The organism is Cytobacillus gottheilii (genome assembly GCF_001636345.1).
In the GTDB taxonomy this organism is placed as follows: Bacteria; Bacillota; Bacilli; order Bacillales; family Cytobacillaceae; genus Cytobacillus; species Cytobacillus gottheilii.
In genome coordinates, this window is the sequence record NZ_KV440945.1 from 2,162,692 (window position 1) to 2,188,413 (window position 25,722).

Sequence of the window (25,722 nt, forward strand, 5' to 3'; positions counted from 1 at the left end):
TTAATGAAAAAAATTACTGTTATGTTTACAGCATTTTTGCTTGCGGCTGTAATCAGTGTAAGTTCAGCAGAAGCGGCTTATTTACCTGAACATGATCAATATGTTGAGGTTACATTTGAACAAGCCAGATTTATTGCTGATCTAGTCGGTTTAAAAGATGTTGAACTAGGTGAAGAAACAGCAAGAATCTCATTTGAAGTACAAGAAGCTATTATTGCAAAAATTGAAAAATTACTAGATACAGAAATCGATCATTTTTACATTTGGCTAACTGTAAATGGAGAGCCTGTATTAGGAATTGATCCACCATTTGCATTATATTAAAATAGAAATTAGAAAAGAAGCTGAACATTCAGCTTCTTTTTTAGGTTCAACTTCATTCCACCAAATCCTTCACATACCCATCAGCATATTCACGATACTCATGAAACTTTCCATCCTGATCAATATAATAAATTGCAATACTATTAACTGTTTGTTCATCCTGTTCAAAACTGATATAGATAACGTACTCAAGTTCCCCTGATTTTAGTGCATCAACGTCAATGGCATCAAGATCGTGTGTAAATACATAGTTTTCATTATTTTTATAATCATAGCGCCATAATAGATTGTTATCCATAGCGCCTCTTAAAACATCGGCTGGTTCACCAAAAGTGCTGATTATTTCATCTTTTGAATGTGTCGGGTTGCTCATTTCCTTTAACGTCTTAATATCTGGATGTAAACTCAATGACATGTTAGATGAAGATGTTTTCGATAACACCTTCGTTTCTGCTGCATACACATTATTTGATTGAACATGTGCCTCAGATAATTGTATTGGTGAGAAGAACAGGCTTCCGGAAAGAATGCAAATAGATAATACCGTTTTCTTCATTTTAATAATGTCCCTCCAATAGTTCAGTTACTTATTAGACGGATAGAGCTGGAAAAAAGTTTCACTTTTATTACAAAAACATTACAAAAATTTCAATTGTTAAAGTTCCTCTGTGTATAAAGTGGAAAAGAATATTAAAATGCCTCGACGTAAACGCCGAGACATTCATAGAAGGAAATAAAATTACGATTTTGGCATTCAGCCATCCATTGCCATGGTTGGGAATGGGTTAATGGTAAAAGAGTAAATGGTAAATGGTCATTGGTTTGCCATTTGCATTTATTCAATTGTACTTATATGCACACTAGGTTTTCCTTCTACGCCTTGAAGAGGAGTCTCACCTCTCCAAGGTTAAAAATATTGATCGCCATTAAAATCCAGTAGAATGCTGTAATTCTTTGCATTAATTGCATTCGAAAGACGATTAGCCTGTCTTTCGGTTTCTAAAGCTTTTAGTCGGTATTCTTCAGGTTCAAAAGTTGCTACTCTATGCATGGCTGAAGAATCTCCAACTGCATAAAGAAATTCTTCTTTATGAACCGACCCATATACTTTATACTTTCTCGCTTGAGCTCTAAGTTGAGCTGCTAGTTCAATCGCTTCTACGATCGTATAATGATTGCCTTCGAATTCGATTTCGTTTATGCTATTAGCCTTATACATTAATACATCAAGCAGGCGGAAATCCTTGCGAATGGCAGCAAGATCGCTTTCTACTTGGGCTAATGTACGGGATTGCTTAGGCGGTTGAGTTCCTTTTTCTATTTCAACAAAAGCAGTTCGATCCATTTCTTCTTCTAATTCGTGAATTCTTTTAGATAAGACACTTTTTAATTTTACAGCTTCAGCAAGCGATATATTTGGCATACAAAAGCTCCTTTATTGAATGAATTACAAATAAAATACCATTTTAGCTAATGATTAAACAAGTAATAGATGAAAAAATAGGAAATTAATAGGATGATAACTCGTAATCTGTCGTATTTAGTAATATATTTGTAATATTATTATTACACGGTTGTCAAAAAATGATGTTATAATCCCATTTGTATAGAAATTAGTACTAGTTAAATTGTCATAAAATATAAAAAAGTGTCAGTTATTTACATATAGAGATAATCCTTATATACATAGTGAAAGCAGGGGAATATGTTGAAGAAAAAGCTAGTTGTCTTAAATACTACTATTATGCTCGGATTAGGTTCATTAGCACTACCTTCAGTACAAGCAGAAACAGTTGATAGCATCCAGAAACAGCGTTCTACACTGCAATCCAATCTTTCAGCAGCTGAAAAAGAGCTTGCAGCTGTCCTTACAGAGCTTGCTAAGTTAGATGATCAAGTTAAAAGAGTAGATCAGGCTGTAGCCGATAATAATGAAATGATAATAAAGACACAAGCGGACATAAAAACAGCACAAGAGCAAGTTAAAAAACTTGAATCTGAAATCGCAGTAATACAAGAACGAATTGATAAACGTAATGAAATCTTAAAAGAAAGAGCTCTTGCATTTCAAGAAAGCGGCGGAAGCAATGTAGGTTACATTGAAGTATTATTAGGTTCTACAAGTTTCGGTGATTTCATTGATCGTGTTGGCGCTGTAAGCAAAATTGTAGAAGCAGATCAGAGCATAATTGCTGAGCATGATGCTGATAAACAGGAAATCGCTGATAAAAAAGTAACTGTGGATGAAAAACTGGCAGATCTAAATGGCATGAAAGCTGAACTTGAAGGTATGCGTGCGCAATTAGAGGAGCAGAGTAAACAAAACGATGAGCTGAAAAAGCAGCTTAATCAGAAGAAAAAATCTGCAGAAGCTAAAAAAGCAGAATTAAATACAGAAGATCAAAAACTTGCAGCAATGCAAAGACAAATTGAAGAAAGCATCACACGCTCTTCTTCATCTTCAAACGCAGCTGTGAGCAGCAATGTTTCGTATTCAGGCGGGACTTCTACTGCTAAGCCAAGTGGCGACATTAGTACGGTTATTAATGCTGGATACAAATATATTGGCAACTCAGTTTATGTATTTGGAGGCGGCAGAAATGCATATGACATCGCAAATGGCCGTTTTGACTGTTCAGGATTTGTTTCCTGGGCTTTTGCTCAAGCAGGAATTAGTGTAGGAGCAAGTACAGATTCACTAAAGAACACTGGTACTCGTGTACCAACTAGCCAAATGCAGCCTGGCGATCTTGTATTCTTTAATACTTATAAAACGGACGGACATGTAGGTATTTATCTTGGCGGCGGCAAGTTCATTGGTTCTCAAAGCAGTACTGGTGTAGCGATTGCTAACATGAATAGTGGATATTGGGCAGACACATTTAATGGACGTGTTATGCGCGTACGATAATAGAATTAAAACCTGACTTCTTTAAAGTAGTCGGGTTTTTCTATTATATAGATACCCGCTCCTAAATAATCTAATCCGATTTAATATTAAAAAATGAGACAAGATCCTTAGCTGAAAAATTAAGGATCTTTTTAGTGTTTAAATAACTAAATAACGAACCCTTAAGATATTTTTAAAAAATCTCTTTCCATTTGCAGGATATTATAATATAATCAATCTGTATTAACTGTATTATGTAACGTAGTACACTACATACAGTTGGGAGGGTGCTTATGTTTGAGCTTGATGTGAGAAGCCGTAAACCGATATATGAACAATTAGTTGAGCGGCTGAAGGAGCTAATTATTTCAGAGATACTTAAAACCGACGAGCAGCTTCCTTCCGTTCGCACGCTTGCTCAGCAGTTAACCATCAATCCGAACACCATCCAAAAAGCTTACCGAGAGCTGGAAACACAAGGCTATATTTATTCCATAAAAGGAAGAGGCAGCTTTGTCAGCCCTCCGAGTTTACATATTCAATCAGAGAAACTTGAAAAGGTAAAAAGTGAATTAAATAAACTGATGTCTGAGGCTCTTTATTTAGGTATGAATGCCGGGGACTTAATAAATATGGTTAATAATATCGAAATCGCGTCCAAAGGGGGGCTCGAAGATGATCAAAATCAGTAATGTGCGTAAGGAATTTCAAGAAATTGAAGCAATTGAAAATGTAAGTATACATGTAAACAAAGGATCGATCTACGGGCTTCTCGGTTCAAATGGGGCAGGAAAAACGACCCTTTTAAAAATGATTGCAGGCATTTATGAACAAAGTGAAGGAAGTATTCTCATAGACGGCAGAGTAGTTTATGAAAATCCATCTTTAAAACAGGAAATCATTATCATACAGGATACACCATTTTTTATTCCACAGTATACCTTGAAACAAATGGGAAAGGTGTATCGCAGTTTTTATCCAAACTGGTCCGAGGAAAGGTTTAAACAGCTAGCCGCAGACTTTAACTTAGACGTCACGAAGAAAATTCATAAATTTTCAAAAGGAATTCAGCGGCAGGCAGCATTTATTTTAGCATTATCTGCGCAGCCAAGTGTTCTGATTTTAGATGAGCCTATGGATGGTTTAGACCCAGTTATGAGGAAAAAAGTAAAAAGTCTTATTTTCGAGGATGTTGCAGACAGAGAAATGAGCGTATTAATTTCTTCTCATAATCTAAAGGAAGTTGAAGATATTTGTGATCATGTAGGTATATTGCATAAAGGGAAAATGATTTTAGAAAGAGATTTAGATGACTTAAAATCAGATACTCACAAAATTCAGCTTGCTTTTAAAGGGGAAATTCCGCAGCAGTTAATCTCATCATTAGACATTGTTCATCAAGAAAAGCGCGGCAGCATTTTCATCTGTATTGTTAAAGGGTTAGAGGAAGAACTGCTGACGAAAATACAGGCATACCATCCAGTTATACTTGATATATTGCCATTAACACTGGAAGAGATTTTTCTTTATGAAATGGAGGATGCAGGCTATGCCGTACAAAACATCCTTGATTAATAAAGAATTGCAGAAATTGATATTTAGAAGTGTAGGGTGGATTTCAATATTGCAGTTTGCTGGATTATTCTTTGCACTGCCATTACAGTTAATGGCGTTTACTGAGGAAGAGCGCCAATATCTTTTTATCGACAATTTATTTTCTTTTCAGCAGGGTGTGCAAATCGTTTTTACAATGGGAATTCCTGTGCTTATGGCAATCTTTCTATTCCGTTTCCTGCAGGTCCGGCAATATAGTGATTATGTGCACGGTTTACCTATTACGAGAAAAGCTCTGTTCCACCAATATACAATAACAGGTATTTTATATTTAATATTGCCCTTAGTTTTTATAACATTGATTCTTTTAGCAATGTATGAGCCTTTTCAATTAGAAGAACTATTCTCGTTGAATGATGTTGGCAGCTGGATTTTAATCATGCTGCTGTTTCATATATTATTCTTTCTAATGGGGGTATTTATTGGAACCATATCCGGTATCTCTGCCGTTCAAGGGGCACTCACATATATCGGATTATTATTGCCTCTAGGCATGCTGATGTTAATCACCACCAATCTTTCCTATTTTCTTACTGGTTTCTCAGCAGATTACATACTGGATACCAAGCTGGAAAGATTTTCGCCGCTTGTGCTTTTTGCTCAGATAAGTTATATAGAGGTCGATTCATTAGAATTAATCCTATATAGCAGCACAGCAGTTTGCTTATATATATTAGCTCTTTTTTCTTATGTTAAAAGGCCAATTGAAGCTGTTTCACATGCACTTGTTTACCCATTTTTAAAACCGGTGTTTAAATATGGAGTAACCTTTTGCATGATGCTATTAGGCGGTTTGTATTGTGGGGAAATACAGCAAATGACTTCCTGGATCGTAGCAGGATATGTAATTGGGGCTATCATCGGATATGTAATTGCTGAGATGGTGCTTCAGAAATCTTGGCGAATAACATTTCAGGTAAAAGGGTTTCTCATATTTGCTATTGTAATGGTAGGGGCTGCGGTTTTATTTAAGCTTGATTTAACTCAATTTGAAAAAAGAATTCCTGCCTATGATGATATACAAGGTGTCCACTTAAGTGAAAGTTATTATTATTACCAGGATTCTCTAGAAAATGAAATGCCCGTCTTTTTAAAGGAAGCTGATAATATAGAAGCAGTTCGTGAACTGCATGAAAATATTATTAAAAATAGAGATTACACAGGAGTGGGCCATGAACCAACTGTCTATATGACATATCTGCTGAAAAATGGAGAAAAAGTTGTACGAAGTTATCAAGTTGACCTTAATCAATATGAAACTTACATTAAGAAAATTGAAGAATCGCAGGAGTATAAAACGAATACGAACTCAATTTTCCAAGCAGATCCAGAGAACGTCAGTGAACTAATAATTGATGCAAATGGAACACTTCCTAAAAGAACTTCCATTACTGACAACAATGAAATTCAGGAAGCGATGCGAGCTTTAAAAGAAGATATTCAATCAGCTAGCTATGAGAATATGACATCCAGCAAAGAGCCAATTGCTTTCATTGAGTTGCGCATAAAAGATAGTGACAATTCTATTTATATGGAATGGAAGACATATGATCAGCATTTCAAGAACTGGATTCAAGATCATGATTTACTGGAACAATCACGTATTACAGCTGAAGATATTCAATATGCTTATATTTTAAAGAAAGAAATGATACCTGAAGAATTATGGCTTGGCTACACCTATTCAGATATTTTTAAAGAAATGGCTAAGCATGAAAATGCACTTAAATTGACAGATAAACAGGATATAGACTTTCTCTTAAATAACGCTTCATATTCACCACAAAATGAATATGTCATTTGTTATGTATATGCTGAGGGTAAATATGATGTTAAAGAGCTGGCAGGCAAGGATGCACCAGCAAGCATTGTAAGACACTTTGAACATAATTGAATTTGATTGGTAGAGGGGAGGCAGCAGAAATGTCAAAACATCTTGAAATGAGAGAAATTTGTGATCTGCATCAAAAGCGTCTGTTTCAAATTGCCTACGGTGTTACAAGAGACTATTATTTAGCACAAGATGTTGTTCAGGAGGCACTAATTAAAGCCTATAAACATTTGGATTCTGTTGCCGACCCTGATAAACTGGGTGCTTGGCTTGCTTCGATCACGACTCGAACAGCTATTGACTTTTTGCGGAAAGAAAAGAAAACTAGAGAAAAAGTAGACGGATATACTGAATTGGAAAATGTATATGCAGTTATGGCGCAGAATGTTGAAAAAGAGGCTGAAGCAAACGAGCTGCAAGCAAAAATATATCAATATCTTAATTCACTTTCTCCAGAACAAAAGCAATTGTTTCTTTTAAAAATGAAAGATGGTCTAAAAGAAAGAGAAATAGCAGAAATCTTAGAAATGAATCCAAATACGGTGAAAACAAGACTGTATCGTATGCGAAAACAATTAAAAGAGCTGCTTGCCGAACAGGATACAGCATCATAAGTTGTAAAGAAATTACTTAGAAACGCAGGATCATCTCATATATAGATGATTCCTGCGTTTTTTGCTATAAATAAAATTAATTCCTTAAAAAAGAGATTTAATTTTACCAGAAAAACGGAAGAAAGGCGATTGCAGCAATCGCTCCAATAGCAAGTCCAGTCCCGAATCCACCCCAGCCCCATCCATAGCCATAACCGTCATAATTACGGCCGCCTAAAGGTCTAAGGAATACACTTCCAGGAGATACGCGGTCGATCACTCCTCGGTGAACAGCTCCATTGCTCATTCTAATTTGCACAGGCCTTCCAATTCCTCTTCTGCAAGTTTCATAATGACCCATAAAATACACCTCCACGCTCATATTTCCAGTACAAGATTAGATTATGTCCAAAAAATAAAAATGGTTAGGTTTTTGCTGTGGTGCATATGCGGAAGTTTTTAGGCGTAAAACGATAATCAAAAACATTTTGGACCTCATACTATACTACAGATCTTAAACAGAGAAGGGAAGTTGTCACGTGTCTTATACTTATCATGATATGTTAGCTGCTTATGAGATAGGAAATGCACATCCAGGAGGCCGCAGACTTACACAGGAACTTATAAAAAGCTTACCGATTACATCCACTTCATCCGTACTTGATCCTGGCTGCGGAAGGGGAGAGACATCCATTTATTTAGCTGAAAACTTTCACTGTCATGTATCTGCTATTGAGCAAAATAAACAGATGGCAGATCTAGCGCGGAAAAATTTTCAGGAGAATTCAGTTTCAATTGATCTGCATATAGGGAATGTAGAAAGTATGCCATTTAAAGATAAATCTTTTGACTATATTTTGGCTGAATCAATCACAGCTTTTACAAATGTAAAAAAAACGTTATTAGAATATGAACGAGTCTTAAAGCCTACAGGAATTTTATTGATGAATGAAATGACAATAGAAGAGGAATTACTAGATATAGAGAAGGATGAACTCACACAATTTTATGGAATGAAAAACCTGTACACAGAAAATGATTGGAAGAAAAAATTAGCGGGGGCTGGATTTAATACAGTCGAAATCATAGAGGGGAAAACCATACTGCAGGAGCTTGAAGAGTATATTCCCGGAGAGGAAGACAGCAGTCCTCCAAGTATTCACTTAAATAAAGAGCTAGAGGAAATGATGGCTGTACATCAAAAACTTACTTTAAATTTTGCCGAGGTGCTGGGCTATAGAGTTTTTAGAGTGACAAAATAAAATGGAAAGTTGTGCTTAAGTAGAAAAATGTCTCATATAGTTAACTAAAAAAGCAAAACAAATAAAGTGGAGAAAAATTAAATGCTCCAAATTTTTCTCCATAATAAACCGAACCAATCATGATTATCACTAAGTGCAGCCTGATAATGATGTTCTGACACATTAATGAAATCAGACATCCTTCCTTGGAAGACAAGCTGAAAAGGATTACTGTGCTGTAAATCATGCGGCGTAACAAAGCATGCAGGTTTATTCAAATTGACAACATTTCCCTCAGAAAGAACGGTAGAGACAAACTGAGAACAGAAAAAAGCATGAGAACGATTAATTTTCTTTTGAAAAGGCAACGCAAATACCCCTAGCAGATTATACCTATATCTGTGCTTTTCCATTTCAATCTTAGAGATAAATTCCTGCATTTTCTGATATTGTTCTTCCGTAACATGGCAGGAATATATTGCACATGATGCATTTTGCAATAAACCCTTGGAAACACTTTCCTTAACAAATCCTCCGATAAATGGATTCCTTTGACGTTTTCGCCCGAAACTGTAAACTTGCAGAAAATGCGAATCAAAGGATAGGGAAGCGTGATTGTAAGGCTTTCGTGTATACATTTTTATTAATCTAGTAAAAATGGTTCCTGTATCAGTTAAAATCAAATAGATTTTGCGTTCCATAATCATATCTCCTTATAAGGCAATTTAATCTGTATGTATTGAGATTACTACTGATAGTTTAATGAATACTTTAATGGAAAGAAGATTTCTATTAAAATCGCACTTAGCAGTTAGATGGTAAATTACCCTGTCATATTATAATAACATCCTATCAATAGACCTTAATGTAAAAAAGGAGCCAGAGATTTAATATAGTCTAAGACTTGAGGCTTATTGAGCAGCAGAAGTGTTTGTATGTATGACGATTGAAGCACTTGTTTTGTTTCATTTTTTTCATATTTTACAAAAAATTAATAATATACAAACATTTAATCTGTCTTTCATCACAAAGAAAAGGGTAATTAGACCTATGTTTCGTTTGCCATATGCTCTATTTCTGAATATTTTCATGAAACAGGATGATCTCAGTAAAATAATGACTATATAAATGGTATAATATTTGAAGGAAAAAGTTGCTGAGTGAGAAAGTGTATTTTGGTTAAGAATAAAGAGTATTGCATTTATAAGTACGTGAAGGGAGTTAGTTGATACAGAGTGAGATTTATTAAAATGATCCCGAATATGATGACACTCGGGAATTTATATTGCGGTTTTTTATCTATAGGATTTGCTGCATATGGACAATATAACAATGCCGCAATCTTAATTATTATTGGTATGATGCTTGATAGTATGGATGGACGTGCTGCCCGAATGCTAAAGGCAGATAGTACATTAGGAAAAGAATTAGATTCTCTTGCAGATATCGTGACTTTTGGGGTTGCACCTTCATTTCTGGTTTATTATACATATTTTTCTCAATTTGGCATGCTGGGTATGGCTATTTCAGGACTATTTCCGTTATTTGGGGCATTTAGACTTGCTCGATTTAATATTAGTACGAGTAAAACCAATATGCATTACTTTATTGGAGTCCCCATAACAGCTGCTGGTGGTATTCTGGCCATTCTCACATTGTTTGGTCATAACCTTCCTAACATTGTCACAACCGTTGTATTTACCGCCCTGTGCTTTCTTATGGTAAGCAGAATCCGAATCCCAAGCTTTAAAGAAATACCTCTGCCTAAATACGGAACAATTGTAACGATCTTTTTGGGATGCTTGTTATTTGTTTTATATAAAGGAACATACAATTCATATCCATATTTAATTTATATAGCAACCCCTCTATATATTGCTTATATTGCTTATATGTTTAAAAAGGGGAAAGAGAGAAAAGAAGAATAATGAAAATGCCTTGCAATTTATAGATGCAAGGCATTTTTTTTGTGCTTAATCAGTTTAAAACTTGTCTCAAATTCTACCGATTCGCTCTTTTACTTATAAAAAACTTTATCAATGTTGTATTCAGCATGTAAAGTATTGATGATGTAAGTTTCATAAATTTCACGTTCCATTGCATCTTCTACAAGGATGATCGCAATTTTATAGACATCATCACGGTACTTTTTAATTGGAGAAACATTATCTTCAAAATGCTTCTTCACACGCTGTCTTAATTTACGTGCTTTACCTACAAACATTAAATTTTCATCGGCATCTAAAAATAAAATGAGACCGCCTTTATCTCTTGGGATTTTATGATAATCAACAAATCCGTAGTCATTGCTGATGACTGAAGAAGATTGATCAGGCTGCTTTTTTGTAATCACAAGGTTTGGTTCTGGGATTTCAATTTTTATCATTATTATCACTTCCTATTCTGTTGTAAATAGTACCATAAAAATGAAAGAAATAAAAATCTCAGAAAAGAAAATCAACTTGCATTAGGTTTAAACAATTTTACTTACATTGACTCGTCCAGAGAAGAAAGTTGCACCGTCGCCCATATCAGAGAGACGATCAGGTGTTAATGCGTTAACGAGCTGTATTTTTCCGTCCTGATCTGACCATAGTCCTTGTGTAACAGCGACACCTGGCAAAACAGTTTCTCCTACGGCAGCTTTTAATTCACACATTCCCCTGTCATTCCATACCTTTACCATTTCTCCGTCTTCTATATGCAGTCTGCCCGCATCTGCACTATTTAAATGAACCTTTGGCTCTTTCTCAAGTTTCTGGTGTTTATCATTATTCGAGAAAGTGCTGTTTAAAAAGTTATGGTTTGGTCCTGGTATAAACATAAACTCATAGTCACCATCAGGCTTTATAGGTACGTATACTGGCAATGGATCATATCCATCTTCGATCATTTTTTCGGAGTAAAGTTCAATTTTGCCGCTCGCAGTCGGAAGGTTTTCCAATAATGACAGATTTAGATCAGCTTTCATAAATTGATGTTCCTTTAATCCTTCAAATGTAATATGACTGATATAAGGATTTTCCTCATAGTTTAAAGACATCTGTATAAGTTCTTCATCGGTTGCTGAAAAAGCTTCATTAGTTATGCCCATTTCTGCGGCCAGCAGCCTGAATACGTCTGTATTGGATTTTGCCTCACCGAACGGTTCAATTACTGGCTGTTGCAGCTGAACATAATGATGCCAATAGGATGCTAAAAAATCAGTATTTTCATAGGATGAAGTCGCAGGCAGGACAATATCTGCCATCTTCGCCGTTTCAGTCAGGAACAAATCATGAACTACCAAAAATAAATCATCACGCTGAAGACCTTCCCGCACTTTATTTGCACTTGGAGCAACAACAGCCGGATTGCTGTTATAAACAAACATGGAACGTACTGGATCATCGGTTTGAAGCAAGGCATCACCAATCTGGTTCATATTGATTACGCGTGTATTTTTGTTTGTAAGTAAATCCGGACGCTGCAGCTGATCTTCATTGTGGGAAAGAAAACCTGAATTCGATTTAATGGCTCCTCCGCCTTTTTTAGCCCATTGGCCAGTGACCGCAGGCAGACAGGAAATAGCCCTTGTTGCCATTCCGCCATTATCATGATGCTGAAGTCCGTTTCCAATACGAATAAATGCTGAAGCAGATGTTGCGTACAACTCGGCTAGCTCATAGAGGTCTTCTAATGATACACCAGTGATCTCAGCTGTTTGTTCAGGAGTATATTGTCTAACATGTTTTCTGAGCTGTTCATGGCCAATTGTATGCTCCTGCATAAATGCTTCGTCAACTAGATTTTCTTTAAAAAGAATATGCATAAGTCCTAAAGCAAGCATTCCATCTGTACCTGGTTTGATGGGAATAAACCAATCAGCAAGCCTGCCGGTTTGGTTTTTGTGCACATCAATTACCACAATTTTTGCACCGTTTTTTCTGGCCTTCTGAGCAAGCATGACCTGATGCATATTGGTGCTCACTGCATTAATTCCCCAGAAGATGATCAGTTTTGCATGAATCGTATCCTCTGGGTCAACGCCAATATTTCCTCCCATTGTATACGAATAGCCTTTTGTCCCGGCTGATTGGCATATCTTGCGGTCAAGCTGCGAAGAACCTAGTGCGTTAAAAAATCGGCGGTCCATTCCCTCAGAAGTAATAAGACCCATATTGCCATAAAAACTATAAGGCAAAATACTTTCAGGGCCATGATCCTTAATGAGCTTTTTCCAGCGGGAGGTTATCTCGGAAATTGCTTCCTCCCATGAAATACGGGCAAATTTGCCTTCCCCCTTTTTTCCAATTCGTTTCAAAGGGTATTGCAAGCGATTTTCATCATATAAGCGGTTTGTCATATGTCTTACTTTATTGCAAATACTTCCCTGTGTTACTGGGTGATTGGGATCACCTTCAATTTTCGTGATTTTTCCGTCTTTCTTATGAACAAGCAGTCCGCACTGATCTGGACAATCGAGAGAGCATACAGATGGAAAGACGCCATTTTCTTGATCAATATATGATGGCATAAGAATGTACTCCTTTACTGAATGTCAGACTGTTTTATTTATGAGGTCAAAACGGAAGTTGAATTATGTTGGGATATGATGAAGAACCATCATATTTATTACAGAATAATTCAGGTCGCTATTAAATGAGGAGATTGTTAAAAACTCATAAAGAATTAGTAAAAACAGCCTAACGCATCTAGATAAAATATAAATTATTACTATCATAAGATAGTTTATTGCAACCCGCAATAAGAACGTTTTGGATAAAAGGGGGGACTCTAGAATTTCGTTTATTTAAAAGCTTTTCATTCTCTATTGCCAAAGGAGAATAGCTTATAAGATAATAAAGGTTGTTTCGAGATCCTAAATAAGTTATAAACAAGGAGTACACCATGCATCAGACAAATTCAACTATGGAAAAAATCAAACAAATCACGGTTCTTTTACTTCCTATATTAATCACTCAGCTTGGGATGTTTTCAATGGTGTTTTTTAATACCATTATGTCTGGAAAGTATAACTCAGCTGATCTTGCTGGAGTTGCCATTGGGACATCTATTTGGAATCCCATCTTCACAGGCTTAAGCGGTATATTAATAGCCGTGTCACCGCTTGCTGCACAAAAATTTGGTGAAAAAAAGAAAGACGATGTTGCCTCAATTGTTAAAAATGGTGTGTATTTAGCCATAATCATTGCTTTTATTGTTCTTGCAGCTGGCAGTTTATTCTTAAATGAATTACTGCTTTTTATGAATCTGGAGCAGCATGTTCATAAAACGGCCTACCAATATTTAATAGGACTTAGCTTTGGGATTCTGCCGCTCTTTCTCTTTAATGTATTGCGTTCGTTTATATATGCACTTGGTAAAACTAGAGTTATTATGGTGGTTTTATTATTGGCGTTGCCAATCAACTTAGTTCTGAACTATGTTTTCATTTTTGGAGCATTCGGTTTTCCAGAACTGGGAGGAGCAGGAGGAGGATATGCAACAGCCATTACATATTGGTTCATCCTTGCCATGACCTTGTTAATCATTATTAAACAAGAACCTTTTTCTCAGTTTAGGATTTTGAAGAATATGCGCGGCTTCGATCCTAAAGGATGTGCTGAGATTTTAAAAATAGGTGTGCCAATGGGATTATCAACTTTTTTTGAAACGAGCATGTTTGCTGCTGTAACCATCTTAATCAGCAAGTTTAGCATTACAACGATAGCTTCTTATCAGACCGCATTAAATATTGTCTCTTTTTTATATATGATTCCGATTAGCGTATCAATGGCATTAACGGTCTTAGTAGGCTTTGAAGTGGGAGCTAAGCGTTATAAAGATGCAAGAGTTTATAGCTGGCTGGGAATTGGCATGGCCATGCTTGTTGCTCTTTTTACAGGATTATTAGTCGTTTTATTCCGGGAACAGGTAGCAGGGTTTTACTCAAATGAACCAGCAGTTATAGCATTAACCGGCAGTTTTTTAATCTACGCTTTATTCTTTCAAGTATCAGATGCGCTGCAGGTTACTGCACTGGCAGCTTTACGCGGGTACAAAGATGTGAATATTGCATTTGTCATTACTTTAATTGCTTATTGGGGGATTTGTCTGCCTCTTGGCTATTATCTTTCACATTTTACAGAGATGGGGGCAACAGGCTATTGGATTGGATTAACAGTGGGGCTGCTGGCTGCAGGAATTGCTCTGATGGGGAGATTGCTTCTTATTCAGAAGCGTTTTAAAATTAAGGCCATTCAAAGTCATGCTTAGAATGAAGGCTGTGATAGAATGTGAAATTGGCAGGCATTCCGAGAAAGCTCAGTTACCCCTCCTCGGAATGCGAGTATCCTCAGCTCAATGGAAAGGACTTGTTCTCAGCTACAGCAATACTATTATATTCGTCTTTGCAATAGTGATGAAAGTTTTGTCCCATTTTATAATTCGCCAGATTGCCCCCAGTCTGTATATAAACCAGTTCCATTGCAGCCATGACAATTTATAGATTCACTATTATACAGATACATACTTGCCGGAAAAATTAGAAATCCCCTGCCATTGCAATCTGGGCATTTATTATTTTCTTTCATTCTAGACATATGTTCTTCATACTTTGCATTTTTCCATTTTTGAAAGGAACCAAACAATCCCATTGCTATGCACCTCACATTTTTCCTTATTTTGTATAATAAATTTGGATTTTATACATTATATTAAGAGTGAATCAAAATGGTTTATGCTCATGAGGTGTGCTTAAAAATTTTATATGCAATTTCAAAAAAATAGGAGTATAATATCCCAATAATAGCTATAAAAGCTAGAGTATAAACATATTCATTAAAAAAAGGAGTCTTTGTAATGGAGATATTGCAGCAATTATTGGACACATATGCCTCATTTTTTGACTGGAACATGTGGGGTGAAGTTTTAACCGATCCTGTGTCATGGGGATACATTGGCACGTTGGTTGTGCTGGAAGGGCTTCTATCGGCAGATAATGCTCTTGTCCTGGCTGTAATGGTTCGTCCGCTGCCTAAAGATCAGCAAAAGAAAGCATTAACATATGGACTTTTCGGTGCATATTTCTTCCGATTTTTATTTATAGGATTAGGCATGCTGCTTATTAAGTTCTGGTGGATTAAAGTACTTGGCGCGGCTTACCTAGCGTGGCTAGTTGTCAAGCACTTTTGGCTGGGAGAGAATGATGAAGAGGTTACAGAGAAAAAGAACAAAGGCTGGCTCACTAGAACCTTCGGTGTTTTTTGGGCAACCGTAATCTCAGTAGAATTATTAGATTTAGCGTTCTCAGTTGATAGCATTTTAGCAGCCTTCGCTGTTTCTGAAGAGGTTTGGATCCTTCTGATTGGCGGTATGCTTGGTATTTTAATGATGAGAACAGTTGCAAAAGGGTTCTTATACTTAATAGAAAGAGTTCCTGAGCTTGAAAACACAGCTTTTATCCTAATAGGGATTATTGCAGCAAAAATGCTTCTTAGCGTTTTTGGGATTGAAATAGGTCATATGGTATTTTTCTCAATTATTATATTAGCCTTCTTATGTACCTTTGTTGTTCATTACTTAAATAATAGACATAATCACCATGATAAAACGATTTAAATATAATAAATAATGAGAGTATCTCTTATAAAATAGCAATTTTTAATCAGAGCAGAACAGCGCCATGCAAAATGGAGCTGTTCTGTTTTTTTTCTGCCAATAATCATCATCAAAATGATCCTATAATGTGAATCACATAGCACTTAATAGAGGATGAATTGGAAAAGCGCTTACAAAATAGGAAGTCTGTACTATTGTAAACTTATGTCAAACTTTTTAGAATAATTATATATTTCAGATAAAAGGAGTGGTGAAACGAAAATGGAAAATACGGCTAAAGAGCTGCAAAAAAATGAAGAACATATAAACTATAACCAAATTGCCAATAGTTCAGAATTTAAGCAGCTTATAAAGCAAAAGAAAAAATTCCTCGTCCCAATGACCATATTCTTTTTAGTCTTTTATTTTACTTTGCCGATCTTGACATCTTATACGACAATACTGAATCAGCCAGCCATCGGTTCAATCACATGGACATGGGTTTACGCTTTTGCACAATTCATTATGACATGGGCTTTATGTATGATTTATGTAAGAAAAGCTGCAGGTTTTGACCAGAAGGCAGATGAAATTGTTGATCAGTATACAGATAAGGGAGATCAAACAATATGAGTACGATTGGATTAAGCTTATTTGTTTTAATCGTTGCTGTGACGCTAGTGATTACTTATTGGGCTGCCAAGAGGACAAATACAACAAGTGAATTTTATACGGCTGGAGGTGGCCTGACAGGCTGGCAGAATGGGCTTGCTATTGCAGGTGATTATTTATCTGCAGCATCTTTTCTGGGGATCGCTGGAGCAATTGCCTTGTTTGGTTTTGACGGTTTCTTTTATTCAATTGGCTATTTAGTTGCCTATTTAGTTGTTTTATATATTGTGGCAGAACCTCTGCGCAACTTGGGGAAATACACAATTGCGGATATGATCAATGCGCGTTTTGATCAAAAAAAGGTACGCGGAGTAGCAGCATTAAGCACAATTACTATCGTTATTTTTTATATGATCGCGCAGCTTGTTGGCGCAGGTGCACTTATACAATTACTGTTAGGCATTGACTATTGGATAGCGGTATTGTTGGTTGGCGTTATGATGACCACATATGTTTTATTCGGCGGAATGACAGCAACCAGCTGGGTGCAGATTATTAAAGCAGTTTTGCTTATGCTTGGTACTGTTATTATTTCGGTTCTTGTATTAGCCGAATTCAATTTCAACATATTTTCTATGTTCGAACAAATGAAAACGCTAACAGAGCATGGGGAGAGCTACTTAAATCCTGGAGTCAGATATACGAATTCCTTAGACACGATTTCAATGATGGCAGCACTTGTATTGGGTACGGCTGGTTTGCCTCATATCTTAATGAGATTCTTCACCGTAAAAGATGCTAGAACAGCAAGAAGCTCTGTTGTAACGGCTACATGGGTAATCGGTATTTTTTACATTTTAACCATTTTCCTAGGTTTTGGAGCAGCAGCGTTTGTAGGTTCAACAGACATTATGGCAGCCAATTCGGCTGGAAATATGGCAGCACCACTGCTTGCGCAGGCACTTGGCGGCGATCTGCTTATGAGTTTTGTCGCAGCTGTTGCATTTGCCACGATATTAGCAGTAGTTGCAGGATTAGTATTATCAGGTGCCTCAGCTTTTGCACATGATATTTACGGACAGATTGTTAAGAAGGGCAAGATTACGGAAAAAGAGCAAATGCTAGCTGCCAGATATGCGTCTGTTGCGGTATCCGTTTTATCTATTTTACTGGCACTATTTGCTCAAAAGATGAATGTTGCTTTCCTTGTTTCATTGGCGTTCTGTGTAGCAGCAAGTGCGAACTTGCCAGTGATCATCTTTACGATTTATTGGAAGAGGTTTAACACTGCAGGTGCCATGACTGGAGTAATCACTGGATTAATCACAGCGTTAGTGCTTGTTGCGATTAGCCCAAGTGTTTTAAGTCCAGAAGCTGGGGCTGCGATTCTTACAGGAGAACCAATTTTCCCATTAACAAATCCTGCTATTGTATCCATACCAGCAGGTTTTCTCGGAGCTTACATTGGCACGATAGTCTCCAATAAGCGAGATGAGAAGAAATATGCAGAAGTCATGGTAAAGGCTAATACAGGATTAAAATAAGTAAAAAGAGATTGGGTCATAATTATTTAATACTCTTATTGAACCGAATGACTAGGAAGATGATCTTTCTAATTATTCGGTTTTTATTTATAATTATAAAATATATTATATTTACTTGAGTGAAATGGAGCGAAGGGACCGCAGCGCAATGGAACGGTCTTTGTTATAAGGTGGTTATTTTAGTTTTGTTTTAGCCTCTTTCCGCTTTAGATGTAATTTCCTAAAATTAGTGAAACGCTATTGACTTACCTTAAATAAGTATGATAAATAATTTATGTTAGCACTCTTACTTTTAGAGTGCTAACATAGAATGAGAAAGGGGAGATTATAATGGAAAAAATGCAATTCCAGGCAGAGTCTAAACGTCTTTTAGAAATGATGGTTAATTCTATTTATTCTCAAAAGGAAGTTTTTCTGCGAGAATTGATTTCAAATGCAAGTGATGCGATTGATAAGATTTACTATAAAGCTCTAACAGATGAAAATCTAACATTTAATAAAGACAGCTATTACATAAAAGTAACTCCTAATAAGGAAGATCGTACATTAACGATTCGTGATACTGGAATAGGAATGACAAAAGACGAACTTGAAAATAACTTAGGTGTGATTGCTAAAAGCGGCTCCTTAGCATTTAAGTCTGAAAATGAAATCAAAGATGGTTTTGATATTATCGGCCAATTTGGAGTTGGCTTTTATGCTGCGTTTATGGTTGCAGATACTGTTACGGTGATTACAAAATCTCTGAATAGTGACGTGGCGTATAAATGGACATCTGAGGGTGCAGATGGGTATACAATCGAGCCTTGGACAAAAGAAGATGTAGGAACAGAGGTTATCTTAACTATTAAAGATAATGCCGAAGAAGAAAATTACGATGACTACTTAGAAACATATCGACTGCAATCTATCATAAAGAAATATTCAGACTTTATTCGTTATCCAATCAAAATGGATACAGTCAAAAGTACCCTCAAGGAAGGCACTGAGGATGAATACGAAGATGAAACAATAGAAGAAACCATTAATAGTATGGTTCCAATCTGGAAAAAGAATAAAAGTGAGTTAACAGAAGAAGATTATGAATCTTTTTATCATGAAAAGCGATATGGGTTTGATCAGCCGCTAAAATCCATCCATATTAACGTTGATGGAACAATCAGATATAATGCTATTTTATATATTCCTGAAACCGTTCCATTTGACTATTATTCAAAGGAATTTGAAAAAGGTCTTGAGTTATATTCCAGCGGTGTATTGATTATGGATAAGTGTTCAGATCTGCTCCCGGACCATTTTGGATTTGTTAAAGGGCTGGTCGATTCTGAGGATCTTTCTTTAAATATCTCACGTGAAATGCTTCAGCAGGATCGCCAGTTAAAGCTGATTGCCAAAAATATCAGTAAAAAAATTAAAAGTGAACTGCAAAGTCTTTTAAAGAATGACCGGGAGAAATATGAAAAATTTTATCAGTCATTTGGCCGCCAGCTAAAATTTGGCGTATACAATGATTTTGGTGCTAACAAGGAAGCATTGCAAGATTTGTTAATGTTCTATTCTTCTAAAGAAAAGAAGCTCGTTACATTGGATGAATATATAGCCAGAATGCCTGAAGATCAAAAATACATCTATTATGCTACAGGTGCGACAAATGAACGCATTAGCAGATTACCGCAAACAGAGCTTGTAGCCGATAAAGGCTATGAAATTTTATATTTCACTGATGACGTGGATGAATTTGCGATTAAAATGCTAATGACCTATAAAGAAAAGGAATTTAAGTCTGTATCCAGTGCAGATCTTGGGATTGAAGAGGACGAGCAGGATGACAATGAGGAAAATAACCAGCAATACGCAGATCTTTTCGAAAAAATGAAGCAATTGCTGGAAGGAAAGGTAAAGGATGTCCGTCTATCTAAAAGATTAAGAACACATCCAGTCTGCCTCACTGCTGATGGAGAAGTAACGATTGAAATGGAAAAAGTCCTTAGCATGATGCCGGACAACCAAAATGTACAAGCTGAAAAGGTATTGGAAATTAATCCGAACCATGAGGTAATGAACGCACTGCAGCAGGCATTTAGCCAAGATCAAGAAAAACTGGCATTGTATACAAACCTTCTTTATCATCAAGCCTTACTTATTGAAGGCTTGCCAATTGAAGATCCAGTGGAATTTACCAACAATATCTGTAAGGTAATGATTTAAATAGCACACTGGCAAGAAAATTAGACTATATGTTTAAGTCAATAAGTAGCCCGAATTATTAGCAGGTATTTTGATCTGTTTAATGGTTCGGGTTTTTTGTGAGTGAGTGGATAGTATGTAAAGGTCAGAATTCATAAGACTTTTTACCCTGAAAATGAGTATGGTTTAAAGTCAGATGAGCCAATAGTTTGAATTGACTAAAAAGTGGATTAAAATAGTGTGAAGATCTAAGAAATGAAGCTAAAATATGAAGAGAAGAATGGCAGTGAAGATATGGCACTCTTTTGAGACAGCTTTTGTAAAGGGGAGTAAATGACAGATGAATTTACTTATACGCAGCATGACGGAGGGATATGCCAAAGAGATATTAGAATGGAGCTACGAAAAACCATATGATTTTTATAATATTGAGCAAGAGGAAGGTCAGTTAGAAGAGCTATTAGATGGCACTTATTTTGTTGTTGTGAATAATACTGATGAATTATACGGATTTTTTTGTGTAGGCAATGCTGCAAAGGTTCCTGCAGGTCACCAGGCTAATGCATATACAGATAACTGTGTGGATGTAGGATTGGGAATGAAGCCAGATCTAACTGGGCATGGTTATGGAACAGCCTTTTGTACACTGATTTTGGATTTTATACAGCGTGCCAATCCTTGTTTGCCGTTAAGGTTAACGGTTGCTCATTTCAATAAGAGAGCTATTAAACTGTATAAAAAACTTGGCTTTGAAATGGAAAGATTCTTTAATACGGACAATGGACTATTTGTAACAATGATTAAGAATGATACGATCGAATAATTAATTACTGAAGAACTTATAAAATTTCTATATATAATTAAAACCAAGTCATAACCTATTATTTTTTCATCCTTTAAAATACAATACAAAAAAGTGGCGTCAGTTGCAGACGCCACTTTACTAAATTTATTAGGCTGTTTTCCTCACAATAAAGCTGATATATAGAAGTAGTGATATAAAAACAGATATAGCGGACACAACATAAATACTGCTGTAACCAAGCCAGTGTGCCACTTGACCAAACGTTATGGCACCAATTCCCACACCCAAATCAAAAAAGGAAAAGAATGTAGCATTTGCCATGCCTCTGCGATTTGCTGGTGCTTCCTTAACAGACCATGCTTGAAGTGCTGGCTGAACGGTGCCAAAACCTAAACCATATAAAACAGCAGCTGCATATAGAATAAGACTATTTGGCAGCCATGCAAGTAAGCCCATTGCCGCAATAATCAGCAGTGCTCCTGGAATAAATACAGCCCGATGCCCTTTTTGATCATATAATCTGCCTGCAAATGTTCTGCTTACTAGCAATGCCACTGCATACAGCAGGAAATACCACTCAATCCCAGTCACATTGCTTTGTGCTGCATAGATTGGCAAAAACGAAGCGATGCCGCCGAAAGTCACTGTAATAAAGAATAATAACAATGAAGGCTGCAGTGCACTCTTTTCATATACATCCCATTTTCTTTTTTCAGTAACAGGCTGCTCTTCCACTTTTTTGTAATTAATATTACCTGCGAGTAGCAGTGCAGTTAACCCTAAAGCACCGCAAATTAGAAATAATTGCTGAAATGATAAAACACCTACAAATGCCAGTCCTAACGTCGGTCCAAAGGCAAGGGCGATATTACCGGACAGACCATAATACCCCATTCCTTCACCACGGCGTTTAGCAGGTATGATATCTGTTGCGATCGTTCCAGAAGCAGTGGTGGAAAACCCCCAGCCTATTCCTTGAATGATCCGAATGACGAGCAAAAGAGTTAAGCTTGCTGCAAAACCAAATGATCCAACAGATAAAACAAAAATAGCTAGACCAATTATATAAACATATCTTCTTCCTTTTGTTTCTAAAGCATGACCAGCATAAGGTCTCAGCAATAAAGCAGAGAAAGTAAATATGCCTACAACAATTCCTATAAGCTGATCATTTCCGCCTAACTCTTCAACAAATAGCGGCAATGTTGGCAATGTCATTTGAAATCCGAGGAATACAAAGAAATTGGCCAGACAAATAAATATAAAGTCTTTAGTCCAGATTTTCTCGGGCTTTCCTTGTGTGCCTGCATGTTCTGCTTGTTTTGATTGCCCCATACATACTCCTCCTATTGGAAATATCTATTTAATATATTTAGCTTTCCTAAATACAACAAACACTATTGTACAGGAAACTGATAGAAAAGCCTATCAAAAAGCCAAAAATATCCTTGATTATTCTAAATGTTTAAGTACAAGGCTGCTGTGGTAACTTATAAATACAGGAAGAAAAAAGAATTGAAAAATCAGAAAACTTTTGCTATAATTGAAAAAAGTCAAGGGGTTGATTTCAAATGGAAAAGCACACGCTCTATTCACCGCATCAGTCTGAGGAAAACATGGTCTCACACCTAGCGGAAAAGGTGTTAAATGAAGCATTGCTGACGTATAAAATCCAAAAGCTTCGCAATGAAATTGATAAGACCCTCGAAATTCGCGACCAGGCATTATTCATGAAATTGACAGAAGAATTAAATGACCTGACAGAACAATTAAATTAATTTATTCAAACAGCCCTTGCTTTATAGGGGGCTGTTTTTCTGTGTGTGGTGAATTACTTCAAACTGATAAAAGGGGAAAAAGGATGAGTACCATTAAAATTGGAAGGTATAATAGCGGGGCGAAAAACTGCATAACAGATGTGGAGGGAGTAAAGGTCGGGCACGTGACCATTGACGAGCAGTATGAGTCCTCCAATGAATTCGCCTGTACAGGAGTGACGGCCATTTTGCCGCATAGCGGCAATCTTTTTAAAGAAAAAGTAATCGCTGCAAGTTATATTATAAACGGTTTCGGTAAAACAACAGGACTTGTACAGCTTAATGAGCTTGGATTATTGGAATCGCCTATTATGCTGACAAATACATTCGGTGTTCCAGCTGTAACACAAGGAACATTACAATATATGCTGCAGCAAAACGAGGAGATAGGTGATACAACAGGAACAATTAATATTATTACAGGTGAATGTAACGACAGCTATTTGAATTCAATTCGATTATTACCGGTAAAACCGCATCATGCCATAGCTGCAATTGAGGAGGCAAGTGATGTATGTGAAGAGGGCGCAATCGGGGCAGGCAAGGGGATGGTTTGTTTTGGGTACAAAGGAGGGATTGGCACTGCTTCCAGGAGGATTCCTTATACAAGTGATCAAGATTTTATGTTAGGCTGTCTCGTGTTAAGTAATTTTGGTAACCCTAGAGATTTTCATTATAGTAAATACATAAATGATATAAATCAAGATTCAATTCATAAACCTGAGGATGGTTCCATTATAATTGTCATTGCGACAGATGTACCATTAAGCGACAGACAACTTAAACGAGTTGCCAAAAGGAGCACTGTAGGGCTGAGCAGGACGGGGAGTCATATAAGCCATGGAAGCGGAGATATTGTCATTGCCTTTTCAACAGCTAATAAAGTGCCCCACTTCTCTGCCGATTCTTTTATCGACCAAGGGCTAAGCATTCGTGAAGAACAAGGGATTATGGACGATATCTTTGCTGCTACCGCTGATATGGTTGAGGAAGCAATTGTTTCTTCATTGTTAAAAGCAAAAACAACGATTGGCAGGAATGGCAGAGCTGTTAAATCAATAATTGATAAATAAAGTATCTTTTTACCGGAAAATCTGCTGATTTTTCCGGTTTTTTTTTATTGTTTTTATCTCATACTAACGAATGTAAATAATGGCATTACTGCTAACATTCTCTTTCTGGGGTGTGAATATATGTTCAGAACAAGAAAAAAGGATAAAACTTCAGCAGAGAATAAAAAAGCTGCAGAAACCATTCAAACGGTATTTAATGATTTAAGCGCATCAGATGATTTTAAACAGTCGTTTGTAACAAATAGACATGTAACCTTTTGTATTGGATTTTATGAAACACTTACAGAGGCGGATATATTACACAAAGATATTCTTCACAATGTTCAAAAAGCAGTAAGTATTGAGGAATTGACCGCCTTGCTTCCTTTTGAAGATCTTAAAATATCCGAAGATGTAACGCTTATTCAGGATGCTTTGCTTCAAGGATCTGTTTGTATTCATAACAGTATAAGTAACAAGCAGTTTTGTCTTGTAAAAGCTAAGTCTGCAAAGGAGAGACAGGTAGCTCCGCCAGAGGTTGAATTCAGCGTGGTTGGTCCTAAAGAATCTTTTGTGGAAAGCTATCAGACGAACATTCATTTGATTAGAAAAAGATTGCCAATTTCTAATTTAGTTGTCAAGGAGAGAACAGTAGGAAGACTCTCAAAAACGAAGGTGGGCGTATTATATATTGAGGGCATTGCCAACAAAGAAAATTATAATACGGTTCTTCAGCGTATAGAAGATTTGAATATAGATCAAATTGCTGATAGTTCTTATTTAACCCAGCTTATTCAGGATAATCAGCATTCTCCCTTTCCTCAATTTATCGATACAGAACGGCCAGACCGGATTGCAGCCGTATTAGGAGAGGGGAAAGTTGCCATCATAGTGGACGGGGCTCCGCATGCCTTAATTGGACCTACAACCATTTTTGAATTTTTCTCAGCATTTGAGGATTACTATTTAAACTGGCTAGTGGCATCATTTTTTAGATTAGTCCGCTTTTTTGCCGTTTTATTCTCTATCTTGGTTACACCCTTGTATGTAGCCGTTTTAACATACCATTATGAGCTTATCCCTAAGGATATGGTTAGTACACTTGTAACATCACGAACCGCTATCCCGCTTCCTCCCATACTGGAAGCTCTTATACTTGAATTGGCGATTGAATTACTTCGTGAGGCAGGTGCAAGGCTGCCGACAAAGGTAGGTCAAACAATTGGTATCGTTGGCGGGATCGTCATTGGTACAGCCTCTGTAGAAGCGGGATTAACAAGTAATGTACTGCTAATTATAGTTGCTTTAGCAGCCTTGGCTTCATTCACTACCCCTGTCTATCAAATGGGCAACACAATTCGATTAATACGATTTCCCTTTCTGCTCATGTCCCATTATATAGGTCTGATTGGCGTTGCTATCAGTTTTTGTTTTTTACTGATCCATCTTCTGCGCCTTTCCTCATTAGGAAGACCTTTTCTTGAACCTCTTTTCCCATTGCGCGTATTTGATTTGAAGGATGCACTCATCCGCTTGCCTTTTAAGTATCAATCCAAGCGACCAATCCAGGCGCAGACAGAAGATACGGTGAAATTTAATCAATCAGAAGCAAAACACAAAAACGAGTGAAA

At 36.7% G+C, this 25,722-nt stretch carries 25 protein-coding genes; 17 read left to right on the forward strand and 8 right to left on the reverse strand.

Annotated elements, in window-relative coordinates:
• The first annotated feature begins 3 nt into the window (after positions 1-3).
• Positions 4-324: an 8-amino-7-oxononanoate synthase gene (locus A6754_RS10495; RefSeq protein ID WP_066444867.1), complete on the forward strand. Its 321-nt coding sequence runs from the start codon at positions 4-6 to the stop codon at positions 322-324.
• Between the two features lie 52 nt (positions 325-376).
• Here A6754_RS10495 and A6754_RS10500 read toward each other — a convergent pair whose 3' ends face one another.
• On the reverse strand, positions 377-880 hold the full coding sequence (locus A6754_RS10500) for a hypothetical protein (protein ID WP_066444875.1): 504 nt from the start codon (positions 878-880) through the stop codon (positions 377-379).
• A 351-nt stretch (positions 881-1,231) separates the two neighbouring features.
• Complete coding sequence (locus A6754_RS10505) at positions 1,232-1,747, reverse strand: hypothetical protein (protein WP_066444884.1); 516 nt, start codon at positions 1,745-1,747, stop codon at positions 1,232-1,234.
• A gap of 282 nt (positions 1,748-2,029) precedes the next feature.
• Between A6754_RS10505 and A6754_RS10510 the strand changes: the two genes are divergently transcribed.
• The 5 genes from A6754_RS10510 (at position 2,030) to A6754_RS10530 (ending at position 7,273) form a co-directional block, all read left to right on the forward strand.
• Positions 2,030-3,235 (forward strand): coiled-coil domain-containing protein, encoded by a 1,206-nt coding sequence (locus tag A6754_RS10510; protein WP_066444886.1) that lies wholly within the window; start codon positions 2,030-2,032, stop codon positions 3,233-3,235.
• Positions 3,236-3,507: 272 nt separating this feature from the next.
• Positions 3,508-3,906: a GntR family transcriptional regulator gene (locus tag A6754_RS10515; protein ID WP_066444888.1), complete on the forward strand. Its 399-nt coding sequence runs from the start codon at positions 3,508-3,510 to the stop codon at positions 3,904-3,906.
• A complete protein-coding gene (locus tag A6754_RS10520; protein WP_066444891.1) occupies positions 3,890-4,789 on the forward strand; it encodes an ABC transporter ATP-binding protein in 900 nt (299 codons plus the stop codon). The genes A6754_RS10515 and A6754_RS10520 overlap by 17 nt, the downstream gene beginning before the upstream one ends.
• Positions 4,764-6,722, forward strand: coding sequence for a DUF6449 domain-containing protein (locus A6754_RS10525; protein WP_082851659.1), 1,959 nt, complete (start codon positions 4,764-4,766; stop codon positions 6,720-6,722). Before A6754_RS10520 ends, A6754_RS10525 begins: the two co-directional genes overlap by 26 nt.
• 29 nt (positions 6,723-6,751) lie before the next feature.
• A complete protein-coding gene (locus A6754_RS10530; protein WP_066444896.1) occupies positions 6,752-7,273 on the forward strand; it encodes an RNA polymerase sigma factor in 522 nt (173 codons plus the stop codon).
• A gap of 103 nt (positions 7,274-7,376) precedes the next feature.
• Here the strand turns inward: A6754_RS10530 and A6754_RS10535 are convergent, their stop codons facing one another.
• Entirely contained in the window at positions 7,377-7,613 is a 237-nt protein-coding gene (locus A6754_RS10535; protein WP_156495758.1) for a hypothetical protein, read from the reverse strand.
• A 178-nt stretch (positions 7,614-7,791) separates the two neighbouring features.
• Here A6754_RS10535 and A6754_RS10540 point away from each other — a divergent pair, with 178 nt between their 5' ends.
• On the forward strand, positions 7,792-8,514 hold the full coding sequence (locus A6754_RS10540) for a class I SAM-dependent methyltransferase (protein WP_066444900.1): 723 nt from the start codon (positions 7,792-7,794) through the stop codon (positions 8,512-8,514).
• 77 nt (positions 8,515-8,591) lie between these two features.
• Here the strand turns inward: A6754_RS10540 and A6754_RS10545 are convergent, their stop codons facing one another.
• On the reverse strand, positions 8,592-9,194 hold the full coding sequence (locus A6754_RS10545; protein ID WP_246586476.1) for a hypothetical protein: 603 nt from the start codon (positions 9,192-9,194) through the stop codon (positions 8,592-8,594).
• 534 nt (positions 9,195-9,728) lie between these two features.
• Between A6754_RS10545 and pssA the strand changes: the two genes are divergently transcribed.
• Positions 9,729-10,421, forward strand: coding sequence for a CDP-diacylglycerol--serine O-phosphatidyltransferase (pssA, locus tag A6754_RS10555; protein WP_066444906.1), 693 nt, complete (start codon positions 9,729-9,731; stop codon positions 10,419-10,421).
• A gap of 89 nt (positions 10,422-10,510) precedes the next feature.
• Here pssA and A6754_RS10560 read toward each other — a convergent pair whose 3' ends face one another.
• Both A6754_RS10560 and A6754_RS10565 read right to left on the reverse strand, forming a co-directional pair.
• Positions 10,511-10,879 (reverse strand): nucleotide excision repair endonuclease, encoded by a 369-nt coding sequence (locus A6754_RS10560; RefSeq protein ID WP_066444909.1) that lies wholly within the window; start codon positions 10,877-10,879, stop codon positions 10,511-10,513.
• Between the two features lie 87 nt (positions 10,880-10,966).
• Entirely contained in the window at positions 10,967-13,009 is a 2,043-nt protein-coding gene (locus tag A6754_RS10565; RefSeq protein WP_066444912.1) for a molybdopterin-containing oxidoreductase family protein, read from the reverse strand.
• 374 nt (positions 13,010-13,383) lie between these two features.
• On the opposite strand from A6754_RS10565, the gene A6754_RS10570 reads away from it, so the two are divergent.
• Positions 13,384-14,751, forward strand: a complete 1,368-nt coding sequence (locus tag A6754_RS10570) for an MATE family efflux transporter (RefSeq protein WP_066444914.1) — start codon at positions 13,384-13,386, stop codon at positions 14,749-14,751.
• Between the two features lie 164 nt (positions 14,752-14,915).
• Here the strand turns inward: A6754_RS10570 and A6754_RS10575 are convergent, their stop codons facing one another.
• The gene (locus A6754_RS10575; RefSeq protein WP_066444917.1) at positions 14,916-15,131 is read right to left on the reverse strand and encodes a methionine aminopeptidase; all 216 of its coding nucleotides are present in this window, start codon (positions 15,129-15,131) and stop codon (positions 14,916-14,918) included.
• A gap of 205 nt (positions 15,132-15,336) precedes the next feature.
• Between A6754_RS10575 and A6754_RS10580 the strand changes: the two genes are divergently transcribed.
• From A6754_RS10580 to A6754_RS10600, 5 genes are all read left to right on the forward strand, one after another.
• Positions 15,337-16,095, forward strand: a complete 759-nt coding sequence (locus tag A6754_RS10580) for a TerC family protein (protein ID WP_066444920.1) — start codon at positions 15,337-15,339, stop codon at positions 16,093-16,095.
• A 261-nt stretch (positions 16,096-16,356) separates the two neighbouring features.
• Complete coding sequence (locus A6754_RS10585; protein WP_180320211.1) at positions 16,357-16,707, forward strand: DUF485 domain-containing protein; 351 nt, start codon at positions 16,357-16,359, stop codon at positions 16,705-16,707.
• Positions 16,704-18,230, forward strand: a complete 1,527-nt coding sequence (locus A6754_RS10590) for a solute symporter family protein (protein ID WP_066444922.1) — start codon at positions 16,704-16,706, stop codon at positions 18,228-18,230. The genes A6754_RS10585 and A6754_RS10590 overlap by 4 nt, the downstream gene beginning before the upstream one ends.
• Before the next feature lie 330 nt (positions 18,231-18,560).
• Positions 18,561-20,438 (forward strand): molecular chaperone HtpG, encoded by a 1,878-nt coding sequence (gene htpG, locus A6754_RS10595; RefSeq protein ID WP_066444925.1) that lies wholly within the window; start codon positions 18,561-18,563, stop codon positions 20,436-20,438.
• A 319-nt stretch (positions 20,439-20,757) separates the two neighbouring features.
• A complete protein-coding gene (locus A6754_RS10600) occupies positions 20,758-21,240 on the forward strand; it encodes a GNAT family N-acetyltransferase (protein WP_066444928.1) in 483 nt (160 codons plus the stop codon).
• A 129-nt stretch (positions 21,241-21,369) separates the two neighbouring features.
• Here the strand turns inward: A6754_RS10600 and A6754_RS10605 are convergent, their stop codons facing one another.
• Positions 21,370-22,557, reverse strand: a complete 1,188-nt coding sequence (locus tag A6754_RS10605; protein ID WP_066444931.1) for an MFS transporter — start codon at positions 22,555-22,557, stop codon at positions 21,370-21,372.
• A gap of 236 nt (positions 22,558-22,793) precedes the next feature.
• On the opposite strand from A6754_RS10605, the gene A6754_RS10610 reads away from it, so the two are divergent.
• The 3 genes from A6754_RS10610 to A6754_RS10620 all read left to right on the forward strand — a co-directional run bounded on the left by A6754_RS10610 (position 22,794) and on the right by A6754_RS10620 (position 25,720).
• Complete coding sequence (locus A6754_RS10610; protein WP_066444934.1) at positions 22,794-23,000, forward strand: IDEAL domain-containing protein; 207 nt, start codon at positions 22,794-22,796, stop codon at positions 22,998-23,000.
• Positions 23,001-23,083: 83 nt separating this feature from the next.
• On the forward strand, positions 23,084-24,112 hold the full coding sequence (locus A6754_RS10615; protein ID WP_066451565.1) for a DmpA family aminopeptidase: 1,029 nt from the start codon (positions 23,084-23,086) through the stop codon (positions 24,110-24,112).
• Positions 24,113-24,232: 120 nt separating this feature from the next.
• On the forward strand, positions 24,233-25,720 hold the full coding sequence (locus A6754_RS10620; protein WP_066444941.1) for a spore germination protein: 1,488 nt from the start codon (positions 24,233-24,235) through the stop codon (positions 25,718-25,720).
• The last annotated feature ends 2 nt before the right edge of the window (positions 25,721-25,722 follow it).